At 69.6% G+C, this 23,056-nt stretch carries 12 protein-coding genes; 2 read left to right on the forward strand and 10 right to left on the reverse strand.

The features are described 5' to 3' along the window. The first annotated feature begins 202 nt into the window (after window positions 1-202). On the forward strand, window positions 203-1,432 hold the full coding sequence (locus AB4Z46_RS18590) for an efflux RND transporter periplasmic adaptor subunit (RefSeq protein ID WP_442285005.1): 1,230 nt from the start codon (window positions 203-205) through the stop codon (window positions 1,430-1,432). Next, entirely contained in the window at window positions 1,429-4,578 is a 3,150-nt protein-coding gene (locus AB4Z46_RS18595) for an efflux RND transporter permease subunit (RefSeq protein WP_442285006.1), read from the forward strand. The genes AB4Z46_RS18590 and AB4Z46_RS18595 overlap by 4 nt, the downstream gene beginning before the upstream one ends. 35 nt (window positions 4,579-4,613) lie before the next feature. On the opposite strand, the gene AB4Z46_RS18600 is transcribed toward AB4Z46_RS18595, so the two are convergent. The 10 genes from AB4Z46_RS18600 to AB4Z46_RS18645 form a co-directional block, all read right to left on the reverse strand. Next, complete coding sequence (locus AB4Z46_RS18600) at window positions 4,614-5,465, reverse strand: alpha/beta hydrolase family protein (protein ID WP_442285007.1); 852 nt, start codon at window positions 5,463-5,465, stop codon at window positions 4,614-4,616. Between the two features lie 56 nt (window positions 5,466-5,521). Next, complete coding sequence (locus tag AB4Z46_RS18605) at window positions 5,522-6,328, reverse strand: serine aminopeptidase domain-containing protein (protein ID WP_442285008.1); 807 nt, start codon at window positions 6,326-6,328, stop codon at window positions 5,522-5,524. Then, complete coding sequence (locus AB4Z46_RS18610) at window positions 6,325-7,044, reverse strand: 4'-phosphopantetheinyl transferase family protein (protein ID WP_442285009.1); 720 nt, start codon at window positions 7,042-7,044, stop codon at window positions 6,325-6,327. Before AB4Z46_RS18610 ends, AB4Z46_RS18605 begins: the two co-directional genes overlap by 4 nt. A 9-nt stretch (window positions 7,045-7,053) precedes the next feature. Next, window positions 7,054-12,063: an amino acid adenylation domain-containing protein gene (locus AB4Z46_RS18615; RefSeq protein WP_442285010.1), complete on the reverse strand. Its 5,010-nt coding sequence runs from the start codon at window positions 12,061-12,063 to the stop codon at window positions 7,054-7,056. Then, window positions 12,060-19,268 (reverse strand): amino acid adenylation domain-containing protein, encoded by a 7,209-nt coding sequence (locus AB4Z46_RS18620; protein ID WP_442285011.1) that lies wholly within the window; start codon window positions 19,266-19,268, stop codon window positions 12,060-12,062. The genes AB4Z46_RS18615 and AB4Z46_RS18620 overlap by 4 nt, the downstream gene beginning before the upstream one ends. A 365-nt stretch (window positions 19,269-19,633) precedes the next feature. Continuing rightward, window positions 19,634-20,272 carry a histidine phosphatase family protein gene (locus AB4Z46_RS18625; protein ID WP_442285012.1) on the reverse strand — a complete coding sequence of 213 codons (639 nt, stop codon included), beginning with the start codon at window positions 20,270-20,272 and terminating at the stop codon, window positions 19,634-19,636. A 31-nt stretch (window positions 20,273-20,303) separates the two neighbouring features. After that, window positions 20,304-20,939 carry a DUF4136 domain-containing protein gene (locus AB4Z46_RS18630; protein WP_442285013.1) on the reverse strand — a complete coding sequence of 212 codons (636 nt, stop codon included), beginning with the start codon at window positions 20,937-20,939 and terminating at the stop codon, window positions 20,304-20,306. 3 nt (window positions 20,940-20,942) lie between these two features. Then, window positions 20,943-21,857: a tRNA 2-thiocytidine(32) synthetase TtcA gene (gene ttcA, locus AB4Z46_RS18635; protein WP_442285014.1), complete on the reverse strand. Its 915-nt coding sequence runs from the start codon at window positions 21,855-21,857 to the stop codon at window positions 20,943-20,945. After that, on the reverse strand, window positions 21,858-22,247 hold the full coding sequence (locus AB4Z46_RS18640; RefSeq protein ID WP_442285015.1) for a dihydroneopterin aldolase: 390 nt from the start codon (window positions 22,245-22,247) through the stop codon (window positions 21,858-21,860). Beyond that, a complete protein-coding gene (locus AB4Z46_RS18645) occupies window positions 22,244-23,041 on the reverse strand; it encodes an SDR family oxidoreductase (RefSeq protein WP_442285016.1) in 798 nt (265 codons plus the stop codon). Before AB4Z46_RS18645 ends, AB4Z46_RS18640 begins: the two co-directional genes overlap by 4 nt. Window positions 23,042-23,056: the final 15 nt, after the last annotated feature.

Consider the following 23,056-nt stretch of genomic DNA (forward strand, 5'->3'; position numbering starts at 1 on the left):
GTATATCCAGAGGCTGTGGAGCGCGAATTCTAGCGGCCAGGCGCGGCAAAAGAAGCCACCGACCGTGCCATTGTGCCCGGGCGCTTTACATTTCTTTACGGTGGATGCGGGCTCTTTCTGCGCGCCGCTGCTCCAATAGTTGCCGCCGTCGGAAAAGTGCGAACTGCCGGCCCATGATCCATCAGATCCCACCTGGAACCCCATGAAGAAGAATCTCGTCCTCGCCCTGTCGGGTGTGCTGGTCGTCGCCGCCGCGGCGGGCACCTGGTGGTGGTCGGGCGCCAAGACGCGCAGCGCCGCGGCCACCCAGGCGGCCGCCCCCGGCGCCCCGGCCCTGGTCACCCTGGCGGCCGCGCAGCGGCAGAACGTCCCGGTCACGGTGCAGGTCAACGGCAGCGTGGTGTCCCTCAACAGCGTCGACCTGAAGCCGCAGGTGACGAACACGGTGCGCGAGGTGCACGTGAAGGAAGGGCAGTTCGTCAAGGCCGGCCAGTTGCTGTTCACGCTCGACGACCGCCCCGACCAGGCCAACCTCGCCAAGGCGCGCGCGCAGCAGCAGCGCGACGAGGCCATGCTGGCCGACCTGGAGCGCCAGTACAAGCGCAGCCAGGACCTGGTGGCGCAGAACTTCATCGCCAAGAGCGCCGCCGACGCGACGCTGTCGCAGCTGGAGGCGCAACGCGCCGCCGTGGCGGCCGACCGGGCGGCGGTGCAGTCGGCCCAGGTGGCCCTGGGCTACGCGACGCTGCGCGCGCCGATCGCCGGGCGCATCGGCGCGGTCAACATCTACCCGGGCACGCTGGTGCAGCCCAGCCTGTCGCTGGTGACGATCACCCAGCTCGACCCGATCGCGGTGAGCTTCCCGGTGCCTGAAGGCAAGCTGCAGGACCTGCTGACGGCGGCGCGCGAGCACACGCCGGTCGAGGCGCTGGTGGCCGGGCGCAAGACGCCGCTGAAGGGGACGCTCAGCTTTGTCGACAACACGGTCGACCCGCTGATCGGCACGGTGCGCGCCAAGGCGGTGTTCGACAACGCCGACCAGGCGCTCTGGCCCGGCCAGTTCGTCGAGACCCGGGTGACGGTGCGCACGATCGAGAACGCGACCGTGCTGCCGGCCTCGGCGCTCATGATGCTGGCCGACGGCAGCTCGGTCTATGTCGTCGACGCCGAGCGCAAGGCCGCGCGGCGCAAGGTCGAGACGATCCACAACTTCGGCACCCAGGTCGTGGTGCGCGGCGTCGAGCCGGGCGAGCAGGTGGTGATCGAGGGCAAGCAGAACGTGCGGCCCGGCGGCAAGGTGCGGGTCGACGCGCCGCCGGCCCAGCAGCAGAAACAGCAGCCCGGCAACGCGGCGCCCGGGCCTTCGCCAGGCAGTGCGGCCTCGGTCGCGCCGTCCAGCGCCAGTGTCGTCGCGGACCGGGAGCGCACATGAACATCTCCGAGCTGTGCATCCGTCGTCCCGCGATGACGGTGCTGCTCTCCGCCGCGGTGGTGGTGGTCGGCATCTTTGCCTATTTCCAGATCCCGGTCGCGGCGCTGCCGAGCTACAACACGCCGATCATCAACGTCTCGGCGCAGCTGCCGGGCGCCAGTCCCGAGACCATGGCCTCGTCGGTCGCGCTGCCGCTCGAGAAGCAGTTCTCGACCATCCCGGGGCTGCAGACGATCAGCTCGGTCAACACCCAGGGCGTGACCTCGGTCACGCTCGAATTCGTCAGCTCGCGCGACATCGACGCCGCAGCGGTCGACGTCCAGGCCGCGCTGCTGCGGGCCCAGCGGCAACTGCCGGCCGAACTGACCCAGCTGCCTTCCTATCGCAAGGTCAACCCGGCCGATGCGCCAGTGCTGTTCATCGCGATGGTGTCGAACTCGATGACGCCGGCCGAGCTCAACGACTATGCCGAGAACCTGATCTCGCCGACGCTGTCGACCATCGATGGCGTGGCGCAGGTGGCGGTCTACGGGCAGAAGCGCTTCGCGGTCCGCATCAAGGCCGATGCCGACCTGCTCAACGCGCGCAACATCACGCTCGACGAGCTTGCCAATGCGGTGCGGCTCGCCAACGCCAACACGCCGGTCGGCGTGCTCGACGGCCCGCGCCAGACGCTCACGATCCAGGCCAATGAGCAGATGCTCAAGGCCGCCGACTTCGCCAAGCTGATCGTCGGCCAGCGCAACGGCGCGCCGGTCCGCCTCGACGAGGTGGCGACCATCGAGGACAGCTTCGAGTCGGTCAAGACCGCGAGCAGCTTCAACGGCCAGAGCTCGATCTCGCTGGCGGTGCAGCGCCAGCCGAACGCCAACACGGTGCAGGTGGTCGATGCGGTGCGCGCGCTGATGCCGCGCTTCAAGGAAGAGCTGCCGCAGTCGGTCGAGATCAACATGGTCAACGACCGCTCGCTGTCGATCCGCGAAGCCGTGCACGACGTGCAGCTGACGCTGCTGGGCACGATCTTGCTGGTGGTGCTGGTGATCTTCCTGTTCCTGCACCGGCTGGTGGCGACGCTGATCCCGGCGCTGACGATCCCGATTTCGCTGATCGGCGCGGTGGCGCTGCTCTATGCCTTCGGCTACAGCCTGGACAACGTCTCGCTGCTGGGCATCACGCTGGCCGTGGGGCTGGTGGTGGACGACGCCATCGTGGTGCTCGAGAACATCATGCGCTACGTCGAGAAGGGCATGGAGCCGTTCGCTGCGGCGCTGCGCGGCGCGCGCGAGGTCGGCTTCACGATCATCTCGATCTCGATCTCGCTGGTGGCGGTGTTCATCCCGATCTTCTTCATGCCGGGCGTGATCGGCCTGCTGTTCCATGAATTCGCAGTGGTGGTCGGGCTCGCGGTGATGGTCTCGGCGGTGGTCTCGCTGACGCTGGTGCCGATGCTCGCGAGCCGGCTGCTCAAGCACACGCCGCACAGCGGCGCGCACGATCACGAAGCAGGGCATCCCGAGCCGGGCACGGCGATCGGGCGGGCCTTCGAGCGCGGCTATCGCTGGGTGCACGGCAGCTACATGCGCACGCTCGACTGGACGCTGCGCCACCGCCGGCTGATGTTGGTCGTCGCGGCCTCGACCTTCGCGCTCACGGCCTGGATGTTCATCAGCATTCCGAAGGGCTTCTTCCCCGAGGAGGACATCGGCCAGATCCAGATCACGACCGAGGCCGCCGAGGACATCTCCTTCCCGGCCATGAAGGCGCTGCAGGACCGCGTGGCCGCGGCGCTGCAGGAGGATCCGAGCGTGGACTACGTCAACTCCTTCATCGGCGTCGGCGGGCCGACCGCGACCCAGAACTCGGGCCGCCTGTTCGCGGTCCTGAAGCCGCGCAACCAGCGCCCGCCGATGCCGCAGGTGCTGGAGTCGCTGCGCAAGCGCTTCCGCGAGATCCCGGGCATCGCGGTCTACATGCAGCCGGTGCAGAACCTGCGCCTGGGCGGACGCCAGAGCAAGGCGCGCTTCCAGTACACGCTGCAGAGCGTCAACGCCGGCACGATGGGCGTCTGGGCCGACCGGCTGATGGAGAAGATGCGCGCCGACCCGGTCTTCCGCGACGTCACGAGCGACTCGCAGAACCGCGGCCTGCAGGCCACGCTCGACATCGACCGCGACAAGGCCGGGGTGCTCGGCGTCGCGGTCGGCGACCTGCGCACGGCGCTCTACAACGCCTATGGCGACCGCCAGATCGGCAGCATCTACGGCGCCAGCAACACCTACCAGGTGATCCTGTCGGCGGCCGACGACGACCGCCGGTTCGAGGAGGACATGTCCCGGCTGTCGGTGCGCAACAAGGCCGGTCAGCTGGTGCCGCTGTCGGCCTTCTCGACCGTCAAGCGCACCGTCGGGCCGACCGCGGTCAACCACCAGGGCCAGCTGCAGGCGGTCACGGTGTCGTTCAACCTGGCGCCCGACGTGCCGCTGGGCAATGCCACCGCGAAGATCGACCAGTTCAAGGCCGACCTGAAGATGCCCGAATCGATCATCACCAGCTACGGCGGCGACGCGGCCGTGTTCCAGAGCTCGCAGTCGAGCCAGGCCGTGCTGCTGGTGCTGGCCGTGCTGGTGATCTATGTGCTGCTCGGGGTGCTCTACGAGAGCTACATCCATCCGCTGACCATCCTCGCCGGGCTGCCCTCGGCGGCGGTGGGCGCGCTGCTGTCCCTCAAGCTGTTCGGCTTCGACCTGACCCTGATCGCGACGATCGGCATCCTGCTGCTGATCGGCATCGTGAAGAAGAACGCGATCATGATGATCGACTTCGCGCTGGCCGCTCAGCGCAGCGAGGGCATGAAGCCCGAGGACGCCATCCGCGAGGCCTGCCGATTGCGCTTCCGGCCGATCCTGATGACCACGCTGGCCGCGATGATGGGCGCGCTGCCGCTCGCGCTGGGCCTCGGCGCCGGCGCCGAACTGCGCCAGCCGCTCGGCGTGGCGGTGGTCGGCGGCCTGATCTTCTCGCAGGTGATCACGCTCTACATCACGCCGGCGATCTACCTCGCGCTCGATCGCTACAGCGGCAGCGGACCGCTGCAGGAACTGCCTGCGGAAGGCGCGGCGCCCGCTGCGGGCGCGGCACACGCCTGAGGGGCCGCGAGCGAAGTGGCGCGGGGCGCCGGGGCTCAGCAGGCGGTCGCGGAGGTGGCCGCCAGGTGCTCCACGGTCCTTTTGGCCGGCTCCGCGGCCGGCGCGGCGGAGGCCAGGCCGGCATGCTGCGCCTGGATGCCCGCCACCCAGTGGCAGACCGCGTCGAGGAAGAACTCCTGGCCCGCGATCTCGGTGAAGGAGTGGTCCAGGTGGGCCATGAACTCGTAGCGCACCTGGTCCAGGACGGCGCAGCCGCGCAGCGCTTGCAGCTGGTCCTTGTTCCGGTCGCGACTCTGAAGCGTCGCGGAATAGACCAGGTACACCGCCACCCCGCGGGCGACCAGCGCTTCCGTGTCACGCCTGAAGTCGTCCGCGGTCAGGATCTTTGCACGCACGCCGGTGCGCAGCAGGTCGCCGTCCGGCGGACGGTCGGTCCCGAGCAGGCGAGCGATCCAGTGGCGCGTCTGGGCCACCGGGAACCTCAGGAAGCGCCGCACCCGGCGCTCCAGCTTGGCACCGCGGCTCGTGAATGAGTAGCCATCGAAGGCGAGCAGCCCCACGACCCTCGGGTCGGCCAGCGCCGCCTGGAAGCCGTGCACCGCACCGGAGCACAGCCCGACCACGATGACCCGGCGAATGCCGAGGCGGCTTTCGATCTGGTTCATGGCCTGGCGCAGGTCGCCGAGCGCCTGTTCCTCGAAGCTCTGCGCCGTTTCCGGAGTCTGGCTGTCGCCGAGGCCCGAAAGGTCGAAGCGCAGCGACGCGACGCCGTGCTGCGCCAGGCGGCGCGCGAGCTTGACCTGGATGCGGCGCGGACCGACGCGATGCGTGACGCCGAAATTGAACATCAGGCACGCGATATCGCCTCGTTCGGCGGGTCGGGTCATGACGCCCAGGAGCTTCCCTTGGGGACCGAAAAGGAGGGGTTCTTCTTGATGACTGGTCATCGGATGATCGCAAGGAAGCGCCGGGTGACGTCCACCGGAACGATGGCCTGATTGGGAATCGGATCGGTTGTCCAGACGACCGGATGTTCGAGCGCTTCGTATGCGACCGGCCGGCCGTGCGCGTTCTCGCGCAAGCACCAGTCGCGTGCGCGCTCGTCCCGCGGCTGGGCGAAGACCGTGGCGGCGACATCGGCACCGAGGGTCAGCGAATCCGATCGCAGGGCGGCCCACTGGGCGGCCAGCTCGCCGCTGATCCGATGACCCAGGGCCTCGGTGATCGCCGGTCCCACCCCAGGCTCGCGGCGCTTGTACCAGGACGGATTCTTGGCGTAGTAGCCCACTTCGAGCATCGCGAGCTGGGCGGCATGGAGCTCTTCCACGTAGGCCGGGCCGTCGAGGATCGGGTCCCACAGGATCAGCCGCTCGAGACCTTGCGCGCGCGGCGCGCTCTGTAGCGCCAGCGTGGCGCCGAGGCGGGCCGCGAGCCAGGTCAGCGTCCGCGAGCCCGAACGGCGCATGAGTTCCTCGTGCGCGCTCAGGAGGTCGCGCTGCCAGCCCGTCATCTCGCCCTGGGCGTCGTCGCCGCCGGACTCGCCGTTGCCGAAGAAGTCGAAGCGCAGGACGGCGATGCCAAGCCGGGCGATCCGGTCGGCGAGCACACGGTACAGGCGGTGGGCGCGAATCGCCTCATGGCCGAAGGGGCAGCACATCAGCAGCGCCGCGCGGCCTTCGGTCTCCCGCTCCGGCGCGTGGTAGATGGCGAACAGCTGGCGGTCCGGCGGACCAAAGTAGAACGGAGTCATTGAATGGTTTCGACGGCCATCGATTTCGTCGACGCAAGAGGAGGCAGGTGCAGGCGCGTGGTGTCGATCGCGAGCGCACCCACCGCGTCGCTGCCCAGCGGAATGGGCCGCACGATCAGCCTGCGAGTGCACCCGGCATCGGCATACTTTATCTCGCTTTCGACGCTTTCCAGACCCACCTCCAGTGCCTGCAGGTTCACCGACAGTCCGAGCCCGAGCGCCTTGAGGCATGCTTCCTTGCGGGTCCAGCCGACGAGGAAGGCGCGCTCGCGCGCATCGGCCGGCAAGCCTTGCAGGGTGCGGATCTCGTTCGGCGTGAAGCAGGTCGCCGCCAGTTCCTGCGCGTCGGACATCGGTCGCAGGACCTCGATGTCGACGCCCACCTCGGAAGCTTCGTTGACGGCGATCAGGGCCTCCGACTGGCTGTGGCTCAAGTTGAAGTGAAGGCCGGCGTGTCCGGCCAGCGAGGGCTTGCCGAAACTGCCCAGGTCGAAGTCCAGCAGCGCCGCCGAGCTCCCGGTCCGGATCGAGAGGATCCGGCGCAGCGCGGCGTGGGCGGCGATGAAGCGCTCGCGGTCGCGCCGGAAGACGAAGCGGCGCGCGCGCTCCCACTCCGCCTCGGAGAGACAGGCCACGTCGACCGGCGCCGGGGCGGTGTCGAGGTCGACCCGCCAGAGCAGGCAGGGCCCAGGGCACGGGAGGGGGGTGATCGACAAGAGGGCCTCTCAGTTCTTGCGGCCCCAGCCGGAGAACACGCGTCCGAGAAGCCCGCGCCGGGATTCGCTCTGCGTCGATGCCGCGGCAAGCACGTCGATGGCGGTGCCCGCGGCGGCGGCGGCGAGCTGCCCGAGCGTCTCGAACACGTAGCGCCGCGGCTCGACGCGGAAGCCCATCACCCGCTCGGCCTGCTGGATCACGCGCATCACGAGCAGGGAGTCGCCGCCCAGGTCGAAGAAGCTGTCGTTCGCCCGGATCTCGTTGACGTCGATGTTGAGCGCGCTGGCCCAGATCTGGGCGAGACGCGCCTGCTCGGGCAGCAGGAGTTCCTGATCCTGCGCGGCGCGTGCGGGCTGGGGCGCCGCGGTTGCTGCCGGTGCGTCGCTGGCGGCCAGGCGCTGCAGGTACAGGGCGCTGGGCGAGCCGGCGAGAGCGGAGATCTCCTCCAGCGTCTGCTCCGGCCGATCGGCCAGGCGTCGCAGCAGTTCGACATAGCGTTCCTTGAAGGCGGCACCGGTTTCGCTCAGGTAGATGTCGGCGTTGTAGATCACGGCGCCCTCGAGGCCGTCGGGCTTGTCCATCAGCCAGATGCCGAGATCGTCGGTGGCGCCGTTCTGCGTGAGGTGCAGCTGGCGGTCGGAAAGACCGCCCATCGTGCGAGGCCGCTCGCGGGCATCCTGGAAGGAGAACAGCGCCTGGTACAGCCCGATGCCCTGATTCCGCTCGGCGAACTCGGGTTCGCTGGCCAGCCGCTCGAAGGGGATCTGCTGATAACCCATCACCGCGACGAGTTCGGTCTTCACGTAGCCCATGAACGCGCCGAAGGGCAGGGACTTGTCGATCTGGAACGACAGCGGCAGCAGGTTGTTGAAGTAGCCCATCACCGACTGCAGCTCCGGCGCTTCGCGCCCGCGCACCGGTGTCGCGATCACGATCGTGCGGCTCTGGACGATGCTGCTCATCATGAGGGCGAACACGCCGAGCGTGAGCATGCTGAGCGTCACGTCGTGACGGCGGCCCAGTTCGCGCAGCCGCTCGGTCAGTTCCCGGTCGAAACGGATCCCGTGCGAGCTGCCCTCGCCGCTCATGCCCGCACGGCGCGGCATGTCGGTGCGCGCAGCCTTCGGTATCGGGGCGTGCGCGAAGCGATCCTTCCAGAACTGCAGCTGCGCCTCGCACTCGGGAGTATCGAGCCACTGCGAAAACCATTCGGCGTAGTCGCCATGGGTCACTTCGAGCGCCGGCAGTCCGTGGGGCTCGCCCCGAACCAATGCGCCATAGATCGTCGACAGCTCGCTTTGCAGGATGTCGAAGGACCAGCCGTCCCACACCAGGTGGTGGGGTACGAACACGAAGACATGGTCGTCGTCCGCCATCCGGAAGAGCGTCGCATGGAACATCGGCGCGCGATGGATGTCGATGGGGCGGTCGGCCAGCTCGCGCATCTGCGCCGCCAGCGCCGCCTCGCGATCGTCGGCGGCAAGACGGCCCAGATCGACCACCGGCAGCTCGTAGTCGATGCTCGGCGCGATCAGCGCAGCCGGCGCGCCGGTGGCGGGATCCGGGCCGATCGAGGTGCGCAGCGACGGTTGCCGCTCGATGCTGGTGCGCAGGGCGGCCTGGAACTTCGCGACGTCCAGCGGGCCGCCGAAGCGGTGCGCCGAAGGGGCGTTGTAGGTCGAGCGGCCCGGATGCAGCTCCTCCAGGAAGCGGACGCGATCCTGCATCGGGATCAAGGGCGCGCTGCGCCGTTGCGCCTTGCGCGGGATCGGTTCGGCGCGCGGAGCACCGTCGATGCGCAGCGTCTCGATGAACGCCGCCAGTCGTTCGGCGGTGGGTGCCTCGAACAGCGCGCGCATCGGCACCCTGATGTCGAACTCCCCGCTGAGCAGCGTCGCCAGGCGCGCGGCCAGCAGCGAGTGACCGCCGAGCGCGAAGAAGTCATCGCGGATGCCGAGGCCGGGCAGGTTGAGCACGCGTTCCATCGTCGCCAGCACCACCTGCTCGCGCTCGTTGCGCGGCGCCAGCCGTTCGCCGGATTCCGTGCGGGTCTCGACCGGCCGGGGCAGCGCCTTGCGATCCACCTTGCCATTGGGCAGCAGCGGCAGTGCGGGCAGCGGCACGAAATGCTGCGGCAGCATGTACTGCGGCAGCCGCGAGCGCAGCCTTTCGCGCAGCGCTTCCTGATCGCAAACCGCCCCGGGCTCCATCGCGAGATAGGCGACCAGCCGGACATCGCCGGGCGTGTCTTCGCGCGCCATGACCACGCTGCGCGAGACGCCGGGCGCCTCCTCGCAGCGCGCCTCGATCTCGCCGAGCTCGATCCGGTAGCCGCGCACCTTGACCTGGAAGTCGAAGCGGCCCATGTGTTCCAGCAGGCCGTCGTTGCGCCAGCGGCCCCGGTCGCCGCTGCGGTAGATCAGCGTGTCGACGCCGTCGATGGGGGTGGTGACGAAGCGCTCCGCCGTCAGTTCGGGCCGGTCGAGGTAGCCCGAGGTCACGCCCATCCCGCTGATGCAGATCTCCCCCGGCACGCCGATGGGGCAGGGCTGCAGATTGCCGTCCAGGATCCAGACGCCGGTGTTGGCCATCGGGCGGCCGATCGAGACGCCGTTCGCCGCGATGCGCGCCCGGTCCATGCGCCAGACGGTCGACCATACCGTGGTCTCGGTCGGGCCGTAGAGGTTCCAGAGTTCGTCGCAGCGCCCGAGCAGGTCGAGCGAAAGGTCCGCAGGCACCGGCTCGGCGCCGATCCAGGCGCGGAAACCGGGCGGGCCCGACCACTTCGCATCGAGCAGCAACCGCCACATGCCGGGCGTCGCCTGCAGGATGGTGATGGATTCCGACGCCAGCAGCTCGCTCAGCCGGAAGCCGTCCATCGCGGCGTCTCGCTGCACGATCACGATCTCGGCGCCCGCCGCGAGCGGCAGCATGACCTCGGGGACCGCCATGTCGAAGGACAGGGTGGTGACGGCGGCCAGGCGATCCCGGGCCGTGATGCCGGGCTCGCGCTGCATGGTCTGCATCAGGTTGGCGGCCGCGCGGTGCGGCACGCACACACCCTTGGGCTGGCCGGTGGAGCCGGAGGTGTAGATCACGTAGGCCGTGTCCTCGGCCTGGGGATCCTGCGGGCCGGCCTCGAGCGGCGTTGCCGGCTGGTCGAGCCAGCCGCCTTCGCGGTCGAGCAGAAGCACCCGCTGCTCCGCGTCGGCGCACCAGCTCCGGGGCGCGACGGCGATCGCCGAAGAGGTCAGCAGCAGGACCAGCCGCGCATCCTCGGCGTAGTAGTCGAGCCGGGACTGGGGAAACGCGGGGTCCAGCGGCACATAGGCGGCGCCGCTTTTCAGGATGGCGAGCAGGGCCACGAACATGTCCGTGCCGCGGTCCAGGCACAGTCCCACGCGCTGACCGCGACCGATGCCGCGCGCGCGCAGTGCGTGCGCCAGGCGATTCGAGCGCTGGTCGAGTTCGCGGTAGCTCATGCGCAGCGTGCCGTCGCGCAGCGCCGGCCGGTCCGGCTGCAGGGCGGCATGCGCCACGAAACCGGCATGCATCAGCGGCGCGCCTTCCAGCGGCGTCGGCATCGGCTGCAGGGCCCGCACCGCGCGCGCCTCGTCGGCCGACAGCAGCTCGAGCCGGCCGACCGGTTGCGCCGGGTCGCGCACCACGGAGCGCAGCAGGCATTCGTACATGTCCAGCCAGCGGTGCACGGTGGCATCGTCGTACAGGTCGGTGTTGTACTGGGCCTCCATCTGCATGCCGCCGGCCACCGGCGTCACGTTGAGGAAGAGCTCGAAGTTCTCGTAGCGGCGCCCGATGGTGCTCTGGGCGAGCCGCAGATCGGGGAAATTGCCGTCGTCGGGCGCGGCGTCGCGGTCGACGTTGAACAGCACGTTCACCAGCGGCAGCCGGCTCGGGTCGCGCGGCACGGGCAGCTTCTTGAGCAGCGAGCCGTAGGTCAGCGTCTGGTGCTCGAAGGCGTCGAGCAAGGCGCTGGCCGACTGGCGTGCCAGTACATTGAAGGGCGCCTGGCCGTCGACCGCCACGCGGATGGGCAGCAGGTTCACGCAGTGCCCGACCAGCGAGGGCATCTCGCTCGGCATCTGGCCCGCCGCCGCGATGCCGACCACCAGGTCGTCCTGCGCGGTCAGGCGGTGCAGAGTCGCGGCGAAGGCGCTGAACATCGTGGCGAACAGGCTGGTCCCCGCGACGGCACCGGTCTTGCGCAGGGCGTCGATCAGGTCCTGGCCCAGCACGCGGTCGATGCGCCGCGCATTGAAGGTGCGCACGGCCGGCCGCGGGTGATCGAGCGGGAGTTCCAGCACCGGCAGGCTGCTGCCCGCGAAGCGCGACAGCCAGTAGTCGATGTGGCCCTGCATCTCGGGGCTGGCCGACTCCGCGGCTTCCCAGGCCGCGTAGTCGGAGTACCGGGCGGGCGGCTCGAGCGCCGGGCCGGCGCCGATCTGCTCGGCATAGAGCCGGCCCAGATCCTGGCTGATGACGCCCCAGGACCAGCCGTCGCAGATCGCGTGGTGCGCGGTCATCAACAGCACGTGGTCGCCGGCCGACAAGCGGTAGAGCGCGCCCCTGAACAGCGGGCCCTTCTCGAGATGGAACGGTTCGAGCACCGCGGCCAGGGCGTCGTCGTCGAGCCTGAGCTGCTGGGCCGCCGGATCCAGCGTGCTCAGGTCATGCTCGGCGAGCGCGAGCGGCGTGGCCTCGCCGATCAGCAGCTGCGTGCCGTCGGGCGAAATGGTGGAGCGCAAGGACTCGTGCCGTGCGACCAGGCGGTCGAGCGCCCCGGCCAGCGCGCGCGTGTCGAGCGGTCCCTGGAGCTGGAGCCGCAGCGACTCGTTGTAGGCCAGCGATGCCTGCGGGCTCAACTGGTCGCCGAGCCAGACTTCGCGCTGGGCCTCGGTGGTCGGGACGACCTGCTCGATCAAGCCCGCCGCGAACGGATCGAACTCGTCGGCGGCATCGGCGCCGGTGGCGGAGGGGGAAAGGACGGCTTCGCTCATGCTTGGAACCTGGTGTATTTGCCCTGGGCGGCCGGATCCGGCACGAACCATGCGGGTTGTCCGTCCCGGTCGCGGCCGAGCCGCGCGTTCGGTACGGGGGGTTGTGACGGGTCGAATTCCGGCTTGGCCGCGGCGCGCCGCGGCAGCAGTTCTGCTTCCTGCATTTCGGTCACCGACTCCTTGAAGGCGGACTTGATGGTCGCGATGTCCTGCTGCGTGTGCGCGGTCGTCATGAAGCAGGGGAAGTTGTCGAGGATGTGCACGCCGCGGCTGCGCATCATGGCGAACAGCAGGTCCTGCAGCGGATGGTCTTCCAGCCAGCTCACGCGCCACAGCGAGGAGAAGTAGCGGATCTCGATCGGTGCGCCGACCTCGCGGCAGAAAGCCGACAGCTCGTCGGCCATCGCGGCCGTGTGCAGGTTCAGCTGGGTTTGCAGCTTGTTGTTGTCCTGCTTCAGGTGTTCGAGCGCGGCCTTGGCAGCGGCCAGCGCGAGCGGATGCCGCACGAAAGTGCCGGCGAAATAGGTCACGCCCACCGTCGGCACCGAATCGTCGCCGTACTGCCAGGCGCCGCCGTCGAGCGAGTCCATGAAGGCGCGCTTGCCTGCGATCACGCCGACCGGCATGCCGCCGCCGATCACCTTGCCGTAGCAGGCCAGGTCGGCGCGGATGCCGAACACCGCCTGCGCGCCGCCCAGTTGCGAGCGGAAGCCGGTGATGACTTCGTCGAAGATCAGGCAGGTCTCGGATTTCTCCGTGATGGCCCGCACCTCGCGCAGGAACTCGCGCGGCTGGAAGTCGGGCCGGCGGCTCTGCACCGGCTCGACCAGCACGGCGGCCAGGTCGTCGGCGTTGGCGCGGATGAACTCCAGCGCCTCCGGCGTGCCGTAGTCGAGCACCCGGATGTCGCCGAACATGCCCTGCAGCACGCCCGGTGCCGCCGACATGCCCTTGTGGTTGCGGCCGGCGCGCACCAGCACCTCGTCGAAGGTGCCGTGATAGGAACCCGAGAACACCGCCACGGTGCTGCGGCCGGTGACGGTGCGGGCGATGCGGATGGCCGCCATCACCGCTTCCGAGCCGGTGTTGCAGAGGCCGGCACGCTCGAAGCCGGTGAGCTCGCACACCAGCCCGGTGACTTCCGCGGCCAGCGGATGCTGCGGGCCGATCTCGTAGCCCAGGTCGAGCTGCTTCTTCACTGCGTCGTTGATGAAGTCCGCCGTCCAGCCGAAGAGGTTCATGCCGAAGCCGTTGAGGGCGTCGACGTACTCGTTGCCATCGATATCCCACAGGCGCGAGCCCTTGGAGCGCTCGATCACGATCTGGTAGGTGATTTCCTTCGTCGCCGGACGGAAGCCGTTGACCACGCGCGGGTCGGCCATGTGCGGCCGGTTCTGCTCGGTGAAGGCCTTGCTCTTGCGGGTGCGGTCCACGTAGCGGCGCACGAAGGCGGCCAGACGCGCCTTCTGGCGTTCGGTCGGTTCCTTGCTCTGCGTGTGGATGCGCGCGATCGCGCCGAAGGCCTTCTTGACGTCGTACTTGGGCGTGACGACGGCCTCCTCGGGATCGGGATTGGACGCCGTGGCCGCGGCGGTGGCCATGGGCGTGGGTTGCTCCACCGCCGGCACCGGCAGCACGGGGCTGGCCGGAACCATCGGCGCCGCCGACAGCAATGCGAGTTGCTGTTGCATCAGTTGCATCTGCTGCGCAATGACTTGCTGCACCAGGTTGCCGTTGCCCGCTGCGGGCTGCATCACCGGCAGCGTGATCGCGGCAACCGGCGGCTGCGCCTGCGCCATCGCGGGCGCAGGCTGCATGGCAGCGACCGGCGCCGCAGCGACCGCAGGGGCCGCGACCGGCTCGGGCGGCAGCGTGGCATCGAGGAATTCGGCCAGCGCGTCGAAGCTGCGGTAGCTCTCCATCAGCTGACGGAACGTGAGGTTGACCTTGAAGGTCTTCTTGACCTGCATCGCGACCTGCGTGAGCGTGAGCGAATCCAGGCCGATCTCGACGAAGGGCGCGGCGCCCTCGACGTCGGCCATGTCGATGCCCGACAGGTTCTCGAACAGTTCGCGCAGGCGCGTGACGAGGGCGGCGCGGCGCGCGGGCGGTGCGAAAGTGGCTGCTGCTGCGGCGGTCATGGTCAACTCCGGAATCGAGGGGGACGGTGGCACGGATATGGAAGGAAGCGAGGCGAGCGCCGGTGCCGCGGGTGCGACGGCGATGTCGACCCAGAAGCGCTTGCGCTCGAAGGGATAGGTGGGCAGGCGCAGGCGATGCTTGCGTCCGCGGGTGTCCAGGGCGCCGAGGTCGATCTCGACGCCTTGGGCCCAGAGCCGTCCGGCGCCGAGGCGCCAGGCCGCGCTTTCGCCGGCCGGCCGGTCGGCCAGCAGCGTGGCTGCTGCCGCGGGCTGCGCCTTGGTCGCATGCTGGCGCACCAGCGTCGCGAGCGTGTTGCGCGGACCGATCTCGACGAACAGCGGGTGCGCGAGTCGTGCCTGCGCCTCGCGCACGGCGGGCGAGAAGCGCACCGTCTCGCGCAGGTGGCGTGCCCAGTAGCGCGGGTCGGTGGCCTCCTCGGCGGTCAGCAGCTTGCCGCTGAGCGTGGAGTAGATCGGCAGGCCGGGGGCGGCGAGCGGGGTCTCGCGGACCAGGGCCTCGAAAGGCGCGACCGCCGCGTCCATCATCGCGGAGTGGAAGGCGTGCGAAGTCTGCAGCGTCTTGGCGACGATGCCCTTGGCTTCGAGCGCCGCGCGCAGGGTCTCGATCGCATCGCTCGGGCCGGCGGCGACGCAGACGGCGGGGCTGTTGTCCGCGGCCAGGGAGATGTCGTCGGGCAGCAGCGGCAGCAGGTCGGCGGCGGCCATGCGCACCGAGAGCATGGTGCCCGCGGGCAGGGCCTGCATCAGCGCGCCGCGTCGGGCGACCAGCCGTGCCGCGTCCTCGAGCCGCATCACGCCGGCCAGCACCGCGGCGGCGAACTCGCCGACGCTGTGTCCGATCATCGCGGCCGGCTTGACGCCGAGCGCCATCAGCTGGCGGGCCAGCGCATATTCGAGCGCGAAAGTGGCCGGCTGCGTGACCGAGGTCGGGGTCAGCGCGGCGGCATCGTCGGTGAACATGCGCTCGCGGAGGTCGAAGTCGAGCAGGCCGTCGAAGCACCGGATGCAGTCGTCGAAGGCGGCGCGGAAGACCGGGTCCTCGGCGTGCAGCGTGCGGCCCATGCCGGCGTACTGCGCGCCCTGGCCCGGGAACATGAACACCGGCTGCGGGACCCAGGCGTTGAGCGATGCGGCGGCGCGCAGGGGCGAGTCGGCGCTGCGCAAGGCGGCGATCGCCTCGTCGATCGATTCCGCTGCCACGACGGCGCGCTGTGCGAACTGCTTGCGTCCGACGCGCAGCGTGTGGGCCACGTCGGCCAGCGACAACTCGCGGTGCGCATCGAGGTGCTCGGCCAGGCGCGCGGCCGCGGCGGCGAGCGCCGCCGGCGAGCGCGCCGACAGCGTGAGCAGCTGCGCGCCGGTGGCGGAATCGGAAGGTGCGCGCAGCGGCGCTTCCTCGATCACCACGTGGGCGTTCGTGCCGCCGACACCGAAGGCGCTGACGCCGGCCCGGCGCGGCGAGGCTTCGCGCCGCCATGGGCGCAAGCGGCTGTTGACGCGGAAGGGCGTGGCGTCGAAATCGATCGCCGGGTTCGGCGCCTCGTAGTGCAGGCTGGCCGGAATGGCCTCGAAATGCAGCGCGAGCGCGGCCTTGATCATGCCGGCCGCACCCGCGGCGGTCACCATGTGGCCGACGTTGCTCTTCAGCGAGCCGATGGCGCAGAAGCCGGTGTCGCCGGTGTGCGCGGCATAGGCCCGCGTGAGTCCCTCGACCTCGATCGGATCGCCCATCGGCGTCGCCGTGCCGTGTGTCTCGACGTAGGAGATGCTGCGGGGGTCGACGCCGGCCGAGGCCAGCGCGGCCTCGATCACCGCGGCCTGGCCGTCCACGCTCGGCGCCGTGAAGCTGGCCTTGGCGCCGCCGTCGTTGTTGATGGCCGCACCGCGCAGCACCGCATAGATGGTGTCGCCGTCGGCGATCGCGTCGGAGAGCCGCTTGAGCAGCACGACCGCCGCGCCGTCGCTGAAGACGGTGCCCTTGGCGCCGGCGTCGAAACTGCGCGTGTGGCCGTCGGGCGACAGCATCGATCCCTCGTTGTAGAGATAGCCGCTGCGCGGCGGGCAGGTGACCGAGGCGCCGCCGGCAAGCGCCATGCGGCACTGGCCGGTGCGCAGCGCGAAGAAGGCCTCGGCGATGGCCACCAGCGAGGTCGAGCAGGCGGTGTGCACGCTGACCGCGGGGCCGGTCAGGTTCAATCGGTTGGCCACGCGCGTGGTGACGTAGTCCTTTTCGTTGGCCAGCATCACCTGGAATTCGCCCACCATCTCGACCAGGTCGGGCCGGGTCGCGACATGCCGCTGGAAGTAGCTCGCGTTGTACATGCCGCCGAAGACGCCGACCGGGCCGGGTGCCTGGTCGGGCACGTAGCCGCCGCGTTCGAGGCATTCCCAGCAGATCTCGAGGAACACGCGCTGCTGCGGGTCCATCAGCTCGGCTTCCTTCGGGTTGATGCCGAAGAAGGCGGCATCGAACTGCTCGATGTCGTCGATGACGCCGCGTGCGCGCACGTAGAGCGGATCGGCGCGCAAGGCGGCGCTGACCCCGGCGTCCAGCGTCGCGTCGTCGAAGAAGCTGATCGACTCGCGACCGGCCATCAGGTTGTCCCAGAACTGCTCGACGTCGGCGGCGCCCGGGAAGCGGCCGGCCATGGCGATCAGCGCCACGGGCTCGGCGCCGACAGGGGTCGCCGGCTCGGCGGCCGCGGTGCGCTGCGGCGCTGCCGCAGGCGCGTTGTCCTGCAGGCTGGCGGCCAGTGCCGCGGGTGTCGGCTGGCGGAAGAAGAGATTGGCCGACAGGCGGCGCTCGCTGCCTTGCTGCAGCTCGCGCAGCACCTGGAGCACCAGCAGCGAATCGCCGCCGAGATCGAAGAAGTTGTCGCTGCGGCCCACCGCGTCGATATGGAGGGCGCGCGCAAAGGCCGTGCAGACGCGACGTTCCGCGTCGTTGCGCGGTTCCTCGAAAGTCTGGGCCAGGTCGGGCCGCTGCCGTGCGGGCTCGGGCAGTGCGCGGCGGTCGAGCTTGCCGTTGGTCGTCACCGGCAGCTGGCCGAGCCAGACCTGCGCCGCGGGCAGCATGGCTTCGGGCAGGCGGTCGGCCAGGTGCGTGCGCAGCGCCGTCCACGGAATCTCCGAATCGCGCGCAACCAAATAGGCGACCAGGCGCAGATGGCCCGCCGCATCCTTGCGTGGCACGACCGCGCAGGACTTGATGCCGGGATGCGCAAGCAATGCCGCCTCGATCTCGCCGGTTTCGACGCGGTGGCCGCGGATCTTCACCTGGCCGTCGATGCGGCCGAGGTACTCGATGGTGCCGTCGGGCAGCCAGCGCACCTGATCGCCGGTGCGGTAGAGGCGCTCTCCGGGGGCGCCGAAGGGGTCGTCGACGAACCGTTCGGCGCTCAGGTCGGGTCGCTGCAGGTAGCCGCGCGCCAGGCCGCGGCCGCCGATGCACAGCTCGCCGACCAGGCCCGCCGGCAGCATCGCCATCGAGGGGCTCAGGATGCGCAGCGCGGTGTCGTTGATGGGGCGGCCGATGGGCACCGAGCGGGCGTCGGCCGGCAGGTCGTGCGGGATGCGGTGAGTCGCCGCGAAGGTCGTGCACTCGGTCGGGCCGTAGCCGTTGATCAGCATGAGCGAAGGCATCGCCGCCAGCGCGCGCCGCACGTGCGGTACCGACAGCGCCTCGCCGCCAATCAGCAACTGGCGCAGGCCGGCGAGTTGCGCCGGCTCGTCGTCGACCACGGCGTTGAAGAGGGCGGCCGTGAGCCAGGCGGTCCGTACCGAGTGCTGCTCGATCGTGCGCGCGAGGCCGGCGCCGGACGGCACCTGCTCGTCGTGCACCACGCAGATGCCGCCGTTGAGCAACGGACCCCAGATTTCCAGCGTCGAGGCGTCGAAGCCCAGCGGCGCCGCATGCAGCATCGCCTCGCCGGCCGGCAGCGCCACGTAGCGGGCACCGATCACCAGGCGCAGGATGGCGCGATGGCAGATCTCGATGCCCTTGGGCGTTCCGGTCGAGCCCGAGGTGTACATCACGTACGCCACGGACTCGCCGTCGGCGGTGACGCTCGCGAACGGTGGCGGCGCAGCCTCGTCGGCCGCCGTTTCGTCGATGCACAGCAGCGGCCGATCGCTCGGCACCAGCGCCTTGTAGACGGCCTGGGTCAGGACCAGGCGGACGTCGGAATGCGAGAACATGAACGCGATGCGCTCGGCCGGGAAGTCGGGCTGCACCGGCACGTAGGCGGCACCGGCCTTCAGGATGCCGAGCAGCACGATCACCGCGGCGCTCGACCGGTCGAGCATCACGCCGACGGTGTCGCCGGCGCGAACCCCCTGCGCCTGCAGGCGGCGAGCGACGAGCTCGGCGCGATCCGCCAGCTCGCGGTAGCGCAATGCCCCCTCCTCGCCGACGAGCGCGACCGCGTCGCCGTGCGCGGCAGCCTGGCGATCGAACATCGCATGCACGGTCAGCGCGGCGTCATAGGGGGATGGCGGCGAGTTCCAGGTATCGAGCTGGCGCTGCCGGTCGGCGGCGGGCAGGGTGCGGATCTCGTACAGGGGCACCGACGGCCGGTCGAGCAGGTCGGCGGCGGTGTCGGCGATGGCCTGCAGAAGGCTCAGCTCGCAAGCGCGGTCCATCAAGGACGAGGCGCCGGCCAGGCGGAGCGTGCCGGGCCGGTCGGCGAAGGCCTGGAAGTGCAGCTGCAACAAGGCCGCGTCGCCGGCATCGGCGACGCCCTCGCGGCGCGCGCGGTCAACCTCGGACAGCCATTGCGGTGCGCAGACGTTGTCCGCCACGCCCAGGGAAGTGCCCAGCCAGCGGGACTGAAGCAGCGCCCACGCGGCAGCAAAGAGCGTGTCCGGCAGGAAGCCGAAAGTGCGGGCCTGCTCGGCCCAGCGCATGGCGAGGGCTGCGGGGATGTCGAGGCTGGCCGCTTGATCGGCCTCGCCTTGCGCGCCGGAGCGGGGTACGAACAGGTCGGCCAGCGACAGCGCCGCCTCGGCCGAGGCCTGGGAAACGGGTTGAAGTGCTTGGGCCATGAACTGATGACTCCGCTGTGAAAAAGCTGATGTCTTCAAGAAACAGTTGTTGTGTCAACGCCCGCAAGTTCGCAATACATGTATCCGACCCAATCAGTAGTCACAAAGCATTCAACTCGACATCCAGGCCGATGTTGCCCTCTGGGCGCTTGCCGCACCACCAGACGAAAGCCATGCTGGGCAGCCTATGTCGTTTGGAAGTCCTGCAACATTCGACGCATTTGGTTTCACTGATGCATTGACGAAGCGCTCTCTCGGTGACGATTCTGCCCCCATTTTTACAAATTGAATACAAATGGCGTAAAGGAATCGCCAAGTTGGCGGCAAGAACTCATAGAAAAGTTCTATTTTTTCACGGCGGCCTGTCAGGCCGCGGCTTCGTCGAGCGTTCCTTCGTCGAGATGGCCGATGTCACCCCAGCCGACCAGCGTGAAGCCCTGCGGTGTCCAGAGCAGGCGGTTGATGGCGGCGTTTCCCAGGTGCCAGGTACGCGGTGCCTGCAGTTCCTGGCCGGTGGCCGCGCGGTAGAGCACGTCCATCACCCCGCCATGGGCGACCAGGACGACCAGCTCGCCCGGATGCAGCGCCGCCAGCCTGGAGGCAGTGGCCGTGACCCGATCCCTGAAAGTGAGCAACGACTCTCCGCCTTCGGGCGCAAATTCCGGATCCCGGGTGCGCCAGAGCCGCGCCTGGGCTGGCAGGCTGGCGTCGATGTCGGCGAAGGTGCGGCCTTCGAAGTGGCCGAACGCGCGTTCGCGCAGCCCGGGCTCGGCCGCCACCGCGATGCCGCGCGACTGCCCGATGGGCTGCGCGGTCTGCCAGGCGCGCGACAGGTCGCTGGCATAGATGGCCGCGATCGGCTCCTCCTCGAGCGCCCGGGCGACCCGACCGGCCTGCCAGAGGCCGGTGTCGTTGAGCCCGATGTCGAGCTGGCCCTGGATGCGGGTGTCCACATTCCAGGCGGTTTCGCCGTGGCGAATGGCGATGACGCGGGTGAGCTCCATCGCCGAGAATTTTAGGGGTAAACCCTTGGCCTCATCGGGCCGCGCGCGGGATCTCGATGTTGACCCGGCGCTCGCCCGGTGGCGGATTCGGGAAGCCCTGCAGCGCGGCCTGAAACATCACGGGCAGGATGTCGGCGCTGTTGCTGTAGGGGCCGTCGTTGCGCGCATGCGTCTCGTACACCACCCGGTTGGACGGCAGCTCGCGCAGCACGACGCTGACCTCGCGCGCGAACCAGGGGGTGGCCGGCGGCCCGAACGCCGACCCGTACCAGCCGCCGCCGTACCAGCCGCGGGGGCCCCAGCCCCCGTAGCCCCAGCCGGCGCCGTAACCCCAGCCCGGCCCGGGCCAGGGGCCGCCGACCAGCCAGGGATCGGCCCAGGGCGACAGCTCGGTCGTCACGCGGGCACCGATCAGGGCGCTCAGCTGGGGTGCGGCGTCGTCGTGCCGCAAACCCACGCCGTCGAGCGCGGCACCCGCCATCGCCTCCAGCTGTTGCTGCGCCGCCTCGTCGATCTGCTGCGAGGGCAGGCGTTCGAAGCGGTAGCTCGCCCCGGCCGGCACGCCGCCCATGTTCGCGAAACTGCGCACGTCGCTGTCGACCACCCAGCGCGTGGCGCAGCCCGTCAGGCTGAAGGCCAGCAGGAGGGCGGAGAGGACGACCTTCATGTGTCAGAGCTGCACGATGCGCAATGCCGCCGGTGCCGGGGACGCCGGGAATTCCGGGGCGTCGAAGGCCTTGTCGCCGTCTTCGTCGGCCACGCCGGTCGCCTTCAGGCCCTTGAAATCGAAAGCCTTGCCGTCGAGCAGGTGCGAGGGCACGATGCTCTGCATCGCGCCGAACATGTTCTCGATCCGGCCCGGGTGCTTGCGTTCCCACTCGCGCAGCATCTCGCCGACCTGCTTGCGCTGGAGGTTCTCCTGGCTGCCGCACAGCGTGCACGGAATGATCGGGAATTCGCGGTGCTGGGCCCAGCGGATCAGGTCCTTCTCGGCCACGTAGGCCAGCGGCCGGATCACGATGTGGCGGCCGTCGTCGCTCACCAGCTTGGGCGGCATCGACTTGAGCTTGGCGGCGAAGAACATGTTGAGGAAGAAGGTCTGCAGCATGTCGTCGCGGTGGTGGCCCAGCGCGACCTTGGTGGCGCCGAGTTCGTCCGCCACGCGGTACAGGATGCCGCGGCGCAGCCGGCTGCACAGGCCGCAGGTGGTCTTGCCTTCGGGGATCACCCGCTTGACGATCGAGTAGGTGTCCTGCTCCTCGATGTGGAAGGGCACGCCGAGCGCCTTCAGGTAGCCCGGCAGCACGTCTTCAGGGAAGCCCGGCTGCTTCTGGTCGAGGTTGACCGCCACGATGTCGAAGTGGATCGGCGCCCGGGCCCGCAGCTTCAGCAGGATGTCGAGCAGCGCATAGCTGTCCTTGCCGCCCGAGACGCAGACCATGACCTTGTCGCCATCCTCGATCATGTTGTAGTCGACGATCGCGCGGCCGACCTCGCGGCACAGCCGCTTCTCGAGCTTGTGCGTCTCGCGCTCGATCTTCAGGGGGTTGGGGGACGCGGGTTCGTCAATCCAGACGGCGCTCATTTACTTGCTCCTGAATACTTCCACGCCGACCGCATCGCAGTCGGGATACACATCGGGCTTGGCGGTCGACACTCGCGCGGCCTGCACCTTCGGATGACTCAGCACCTGCGTCAGGATGTCGTCGCACAGCGTCTCCTGCAAGTGGATATGGCCCTTGCTCAGCCGGGTGGCCACGGTGCGGCGGATGAAGTCGTAGTCGACCACCTCGTCGAGCTCGTCCGCCTTCGGCGTCGAGAGCTCGAGCGGCACGTAGAGGTCGACGTTGATGATCACGCGCTGCTCGGCGCGCTTCTCGAACTCGTGCACGCCGATGTTGATCCACACCTCGTAGTCGCGCAGGAAGACGCGACGGCACGAGAGCAGCAAGGGGTCGAGGGCAGCGGTGGTCATGAGTGGGAGGCTTTCAGCAGGTCGTCGACGACGAACATGATGTCGCGCGCGAGCGGCACCAGGTGCTGGCCGTTGTCGACGCAAAGGGTGGTGCCGGTCACGCTGGGCGTGGCGGCGAGGAAGACGCAGCTGCGGGCGACATCGGCCGGGTCGATCGGCCGGCGCATCAGGTTGCCTTGGCGAGCCCGGGCGAAGTTGGCCTCGGTCTGCGGGCCGCTGCGGTAGAGGATGCCCGGCGCCACGCCGCACACCCGCAGCGCGGGCGCCAGCGCCTGCGCCTGCAGCGACACGGCGCGCTCCAGCGCCAGCTTGGACACGGTGTAGGAAAAATAGTCGGGGTTCAGGTTGTAGACCTTCTGGTCCAGCACATGGATCGCCGAGCGGTCGATGCCGTCGCCGGCCGTTGCGCTTTGAGCGAGCAGCCGCGCCAGGGACAGCGGCGCGATCAGGTTCACGCCGAGCTGGCGCAATGCGGCGTCGCTGTCGAAGTCCAGCCCGGTGTCGGGCTCGAAGGCCGAGGCGTTGTTGACGACGCAGGCCAGGGGCCCTTGGGCCGAAGCCTGCGCGACCAGCGCGCGCCGGCCCGCTTCGCTGCCGATGTCGGCTTCGACCGCGGTCGCCGCATGGCCTTCGTCGGCGAGACGCGCGCACAATGCCTGCGCCTCCTCTCGCGAGGCACGGTACTGGCACCACACCTGCCAGCCCGCGCGCGCGAAGGCCTCGCAGACCGCGGCGCCCAGTCGCTGGCCGCCGCCGGTCACGAGCACGCCACGGCGTGGGGTCGATTCAGCCATCCTGATAAATTTCCC

It is taken from the genome of Variovorax sp. M-6 (assembly GCF_052114385.1).
Lineage (GTDB): Bacteria > Pseudomonadota > Gammaproteobacteria > Burkholderiales > Burkholderiaceae_C > Variovorax.

What these genes read in the sequence shown, in the direction of transcription:
- AB4Z46_RS18590 (WP_442285005.1), top strand. Translation starts at nt 203, where the DNA reads ATGAAGAAGAATCTCGTCCTCGCCCTGTCGGGTGTGCTGGTCGTCGCC.
- AB4Z46_RS18595 (WP_442285006.1), top strand. Translation starts at nt 1,429, where the DNA reads ATGAACATCTCCGAGCTGTGCATCCGTCGTCCCGCGATGACGGTGCTG.
- AB4Z46_RS18600 (WP_442285007.1), bottom strand. Translation starts at nt 5,465, where the DNA reads ATGACCCGACCCGCCGAACGAGGCGATATCGCGTGCCTGATGTTCAAT.
- AB4Z46_RS18605 (WP_442285008.1), bottom strand. Translation starts at nt 6,328, where the DNA reads ATGACTCCGTTCTACTTTGGTCCGCCGGACCGCCAGCTGTTCGCCATC.
- AB4Z46_RS18615 (WP_442285010.1), bottom strand. Translation starts at nt 12,063, where the DNA reads ATGAGCGAAGCCGTCCTTTCCCCCTCCGCCACCGGCGCCGATGCCGCC.
- AB4Z46_RS18620 (WP_442285011.1), bottom strand. Translation starts at nt 19,268, where the DNA reads ATGGCCCAAGCACTTCAACCCGTTTCCCAGGCCTCGGCCGAGGCGGCG.
- AB4Z46_RS18625 (WP_442285012.1), bottom strand. Translation starts at nt 20,272, where the DNA reads ATGGAGCTCACCCGCGTCATCGCCATTCGCCACGGCGAAACCGCCTGG.
- AB4Z46_RS18630 (WP_442285013.1), bottom strand. Translation starts at nt 20,939, where the DNA reads ATGAAGGTCGTCCTCTCCGCCCTCCTGCTGGCCTTCAGCCTGACGGGC.
- ttcA (WP_442285014.1), bottom strand. Translation starts at nt 21,857, where the DNA reads ATGAGCGCCGTCTGGATTGACGAACCCGCGTCCCCCAACCCCCTGAAG.
- AB4Z46_RS18640 (WP_442285015.1), bottom strand. Translation starts at nt 22,247, where the DNA reads ATGACCACCGCTGCCCTCGACCCCTTGCTGCTCTCGTGCCGTCGCGTC.
- AB4Z46_RS18645 (WP_442285016.1), bottom strand. Translation starts at nt 23,041, where the DNA reads ATGGCTGAATCGACCCCACGCCGTGGCGTGCTCGTGACCGGCGGCGGC.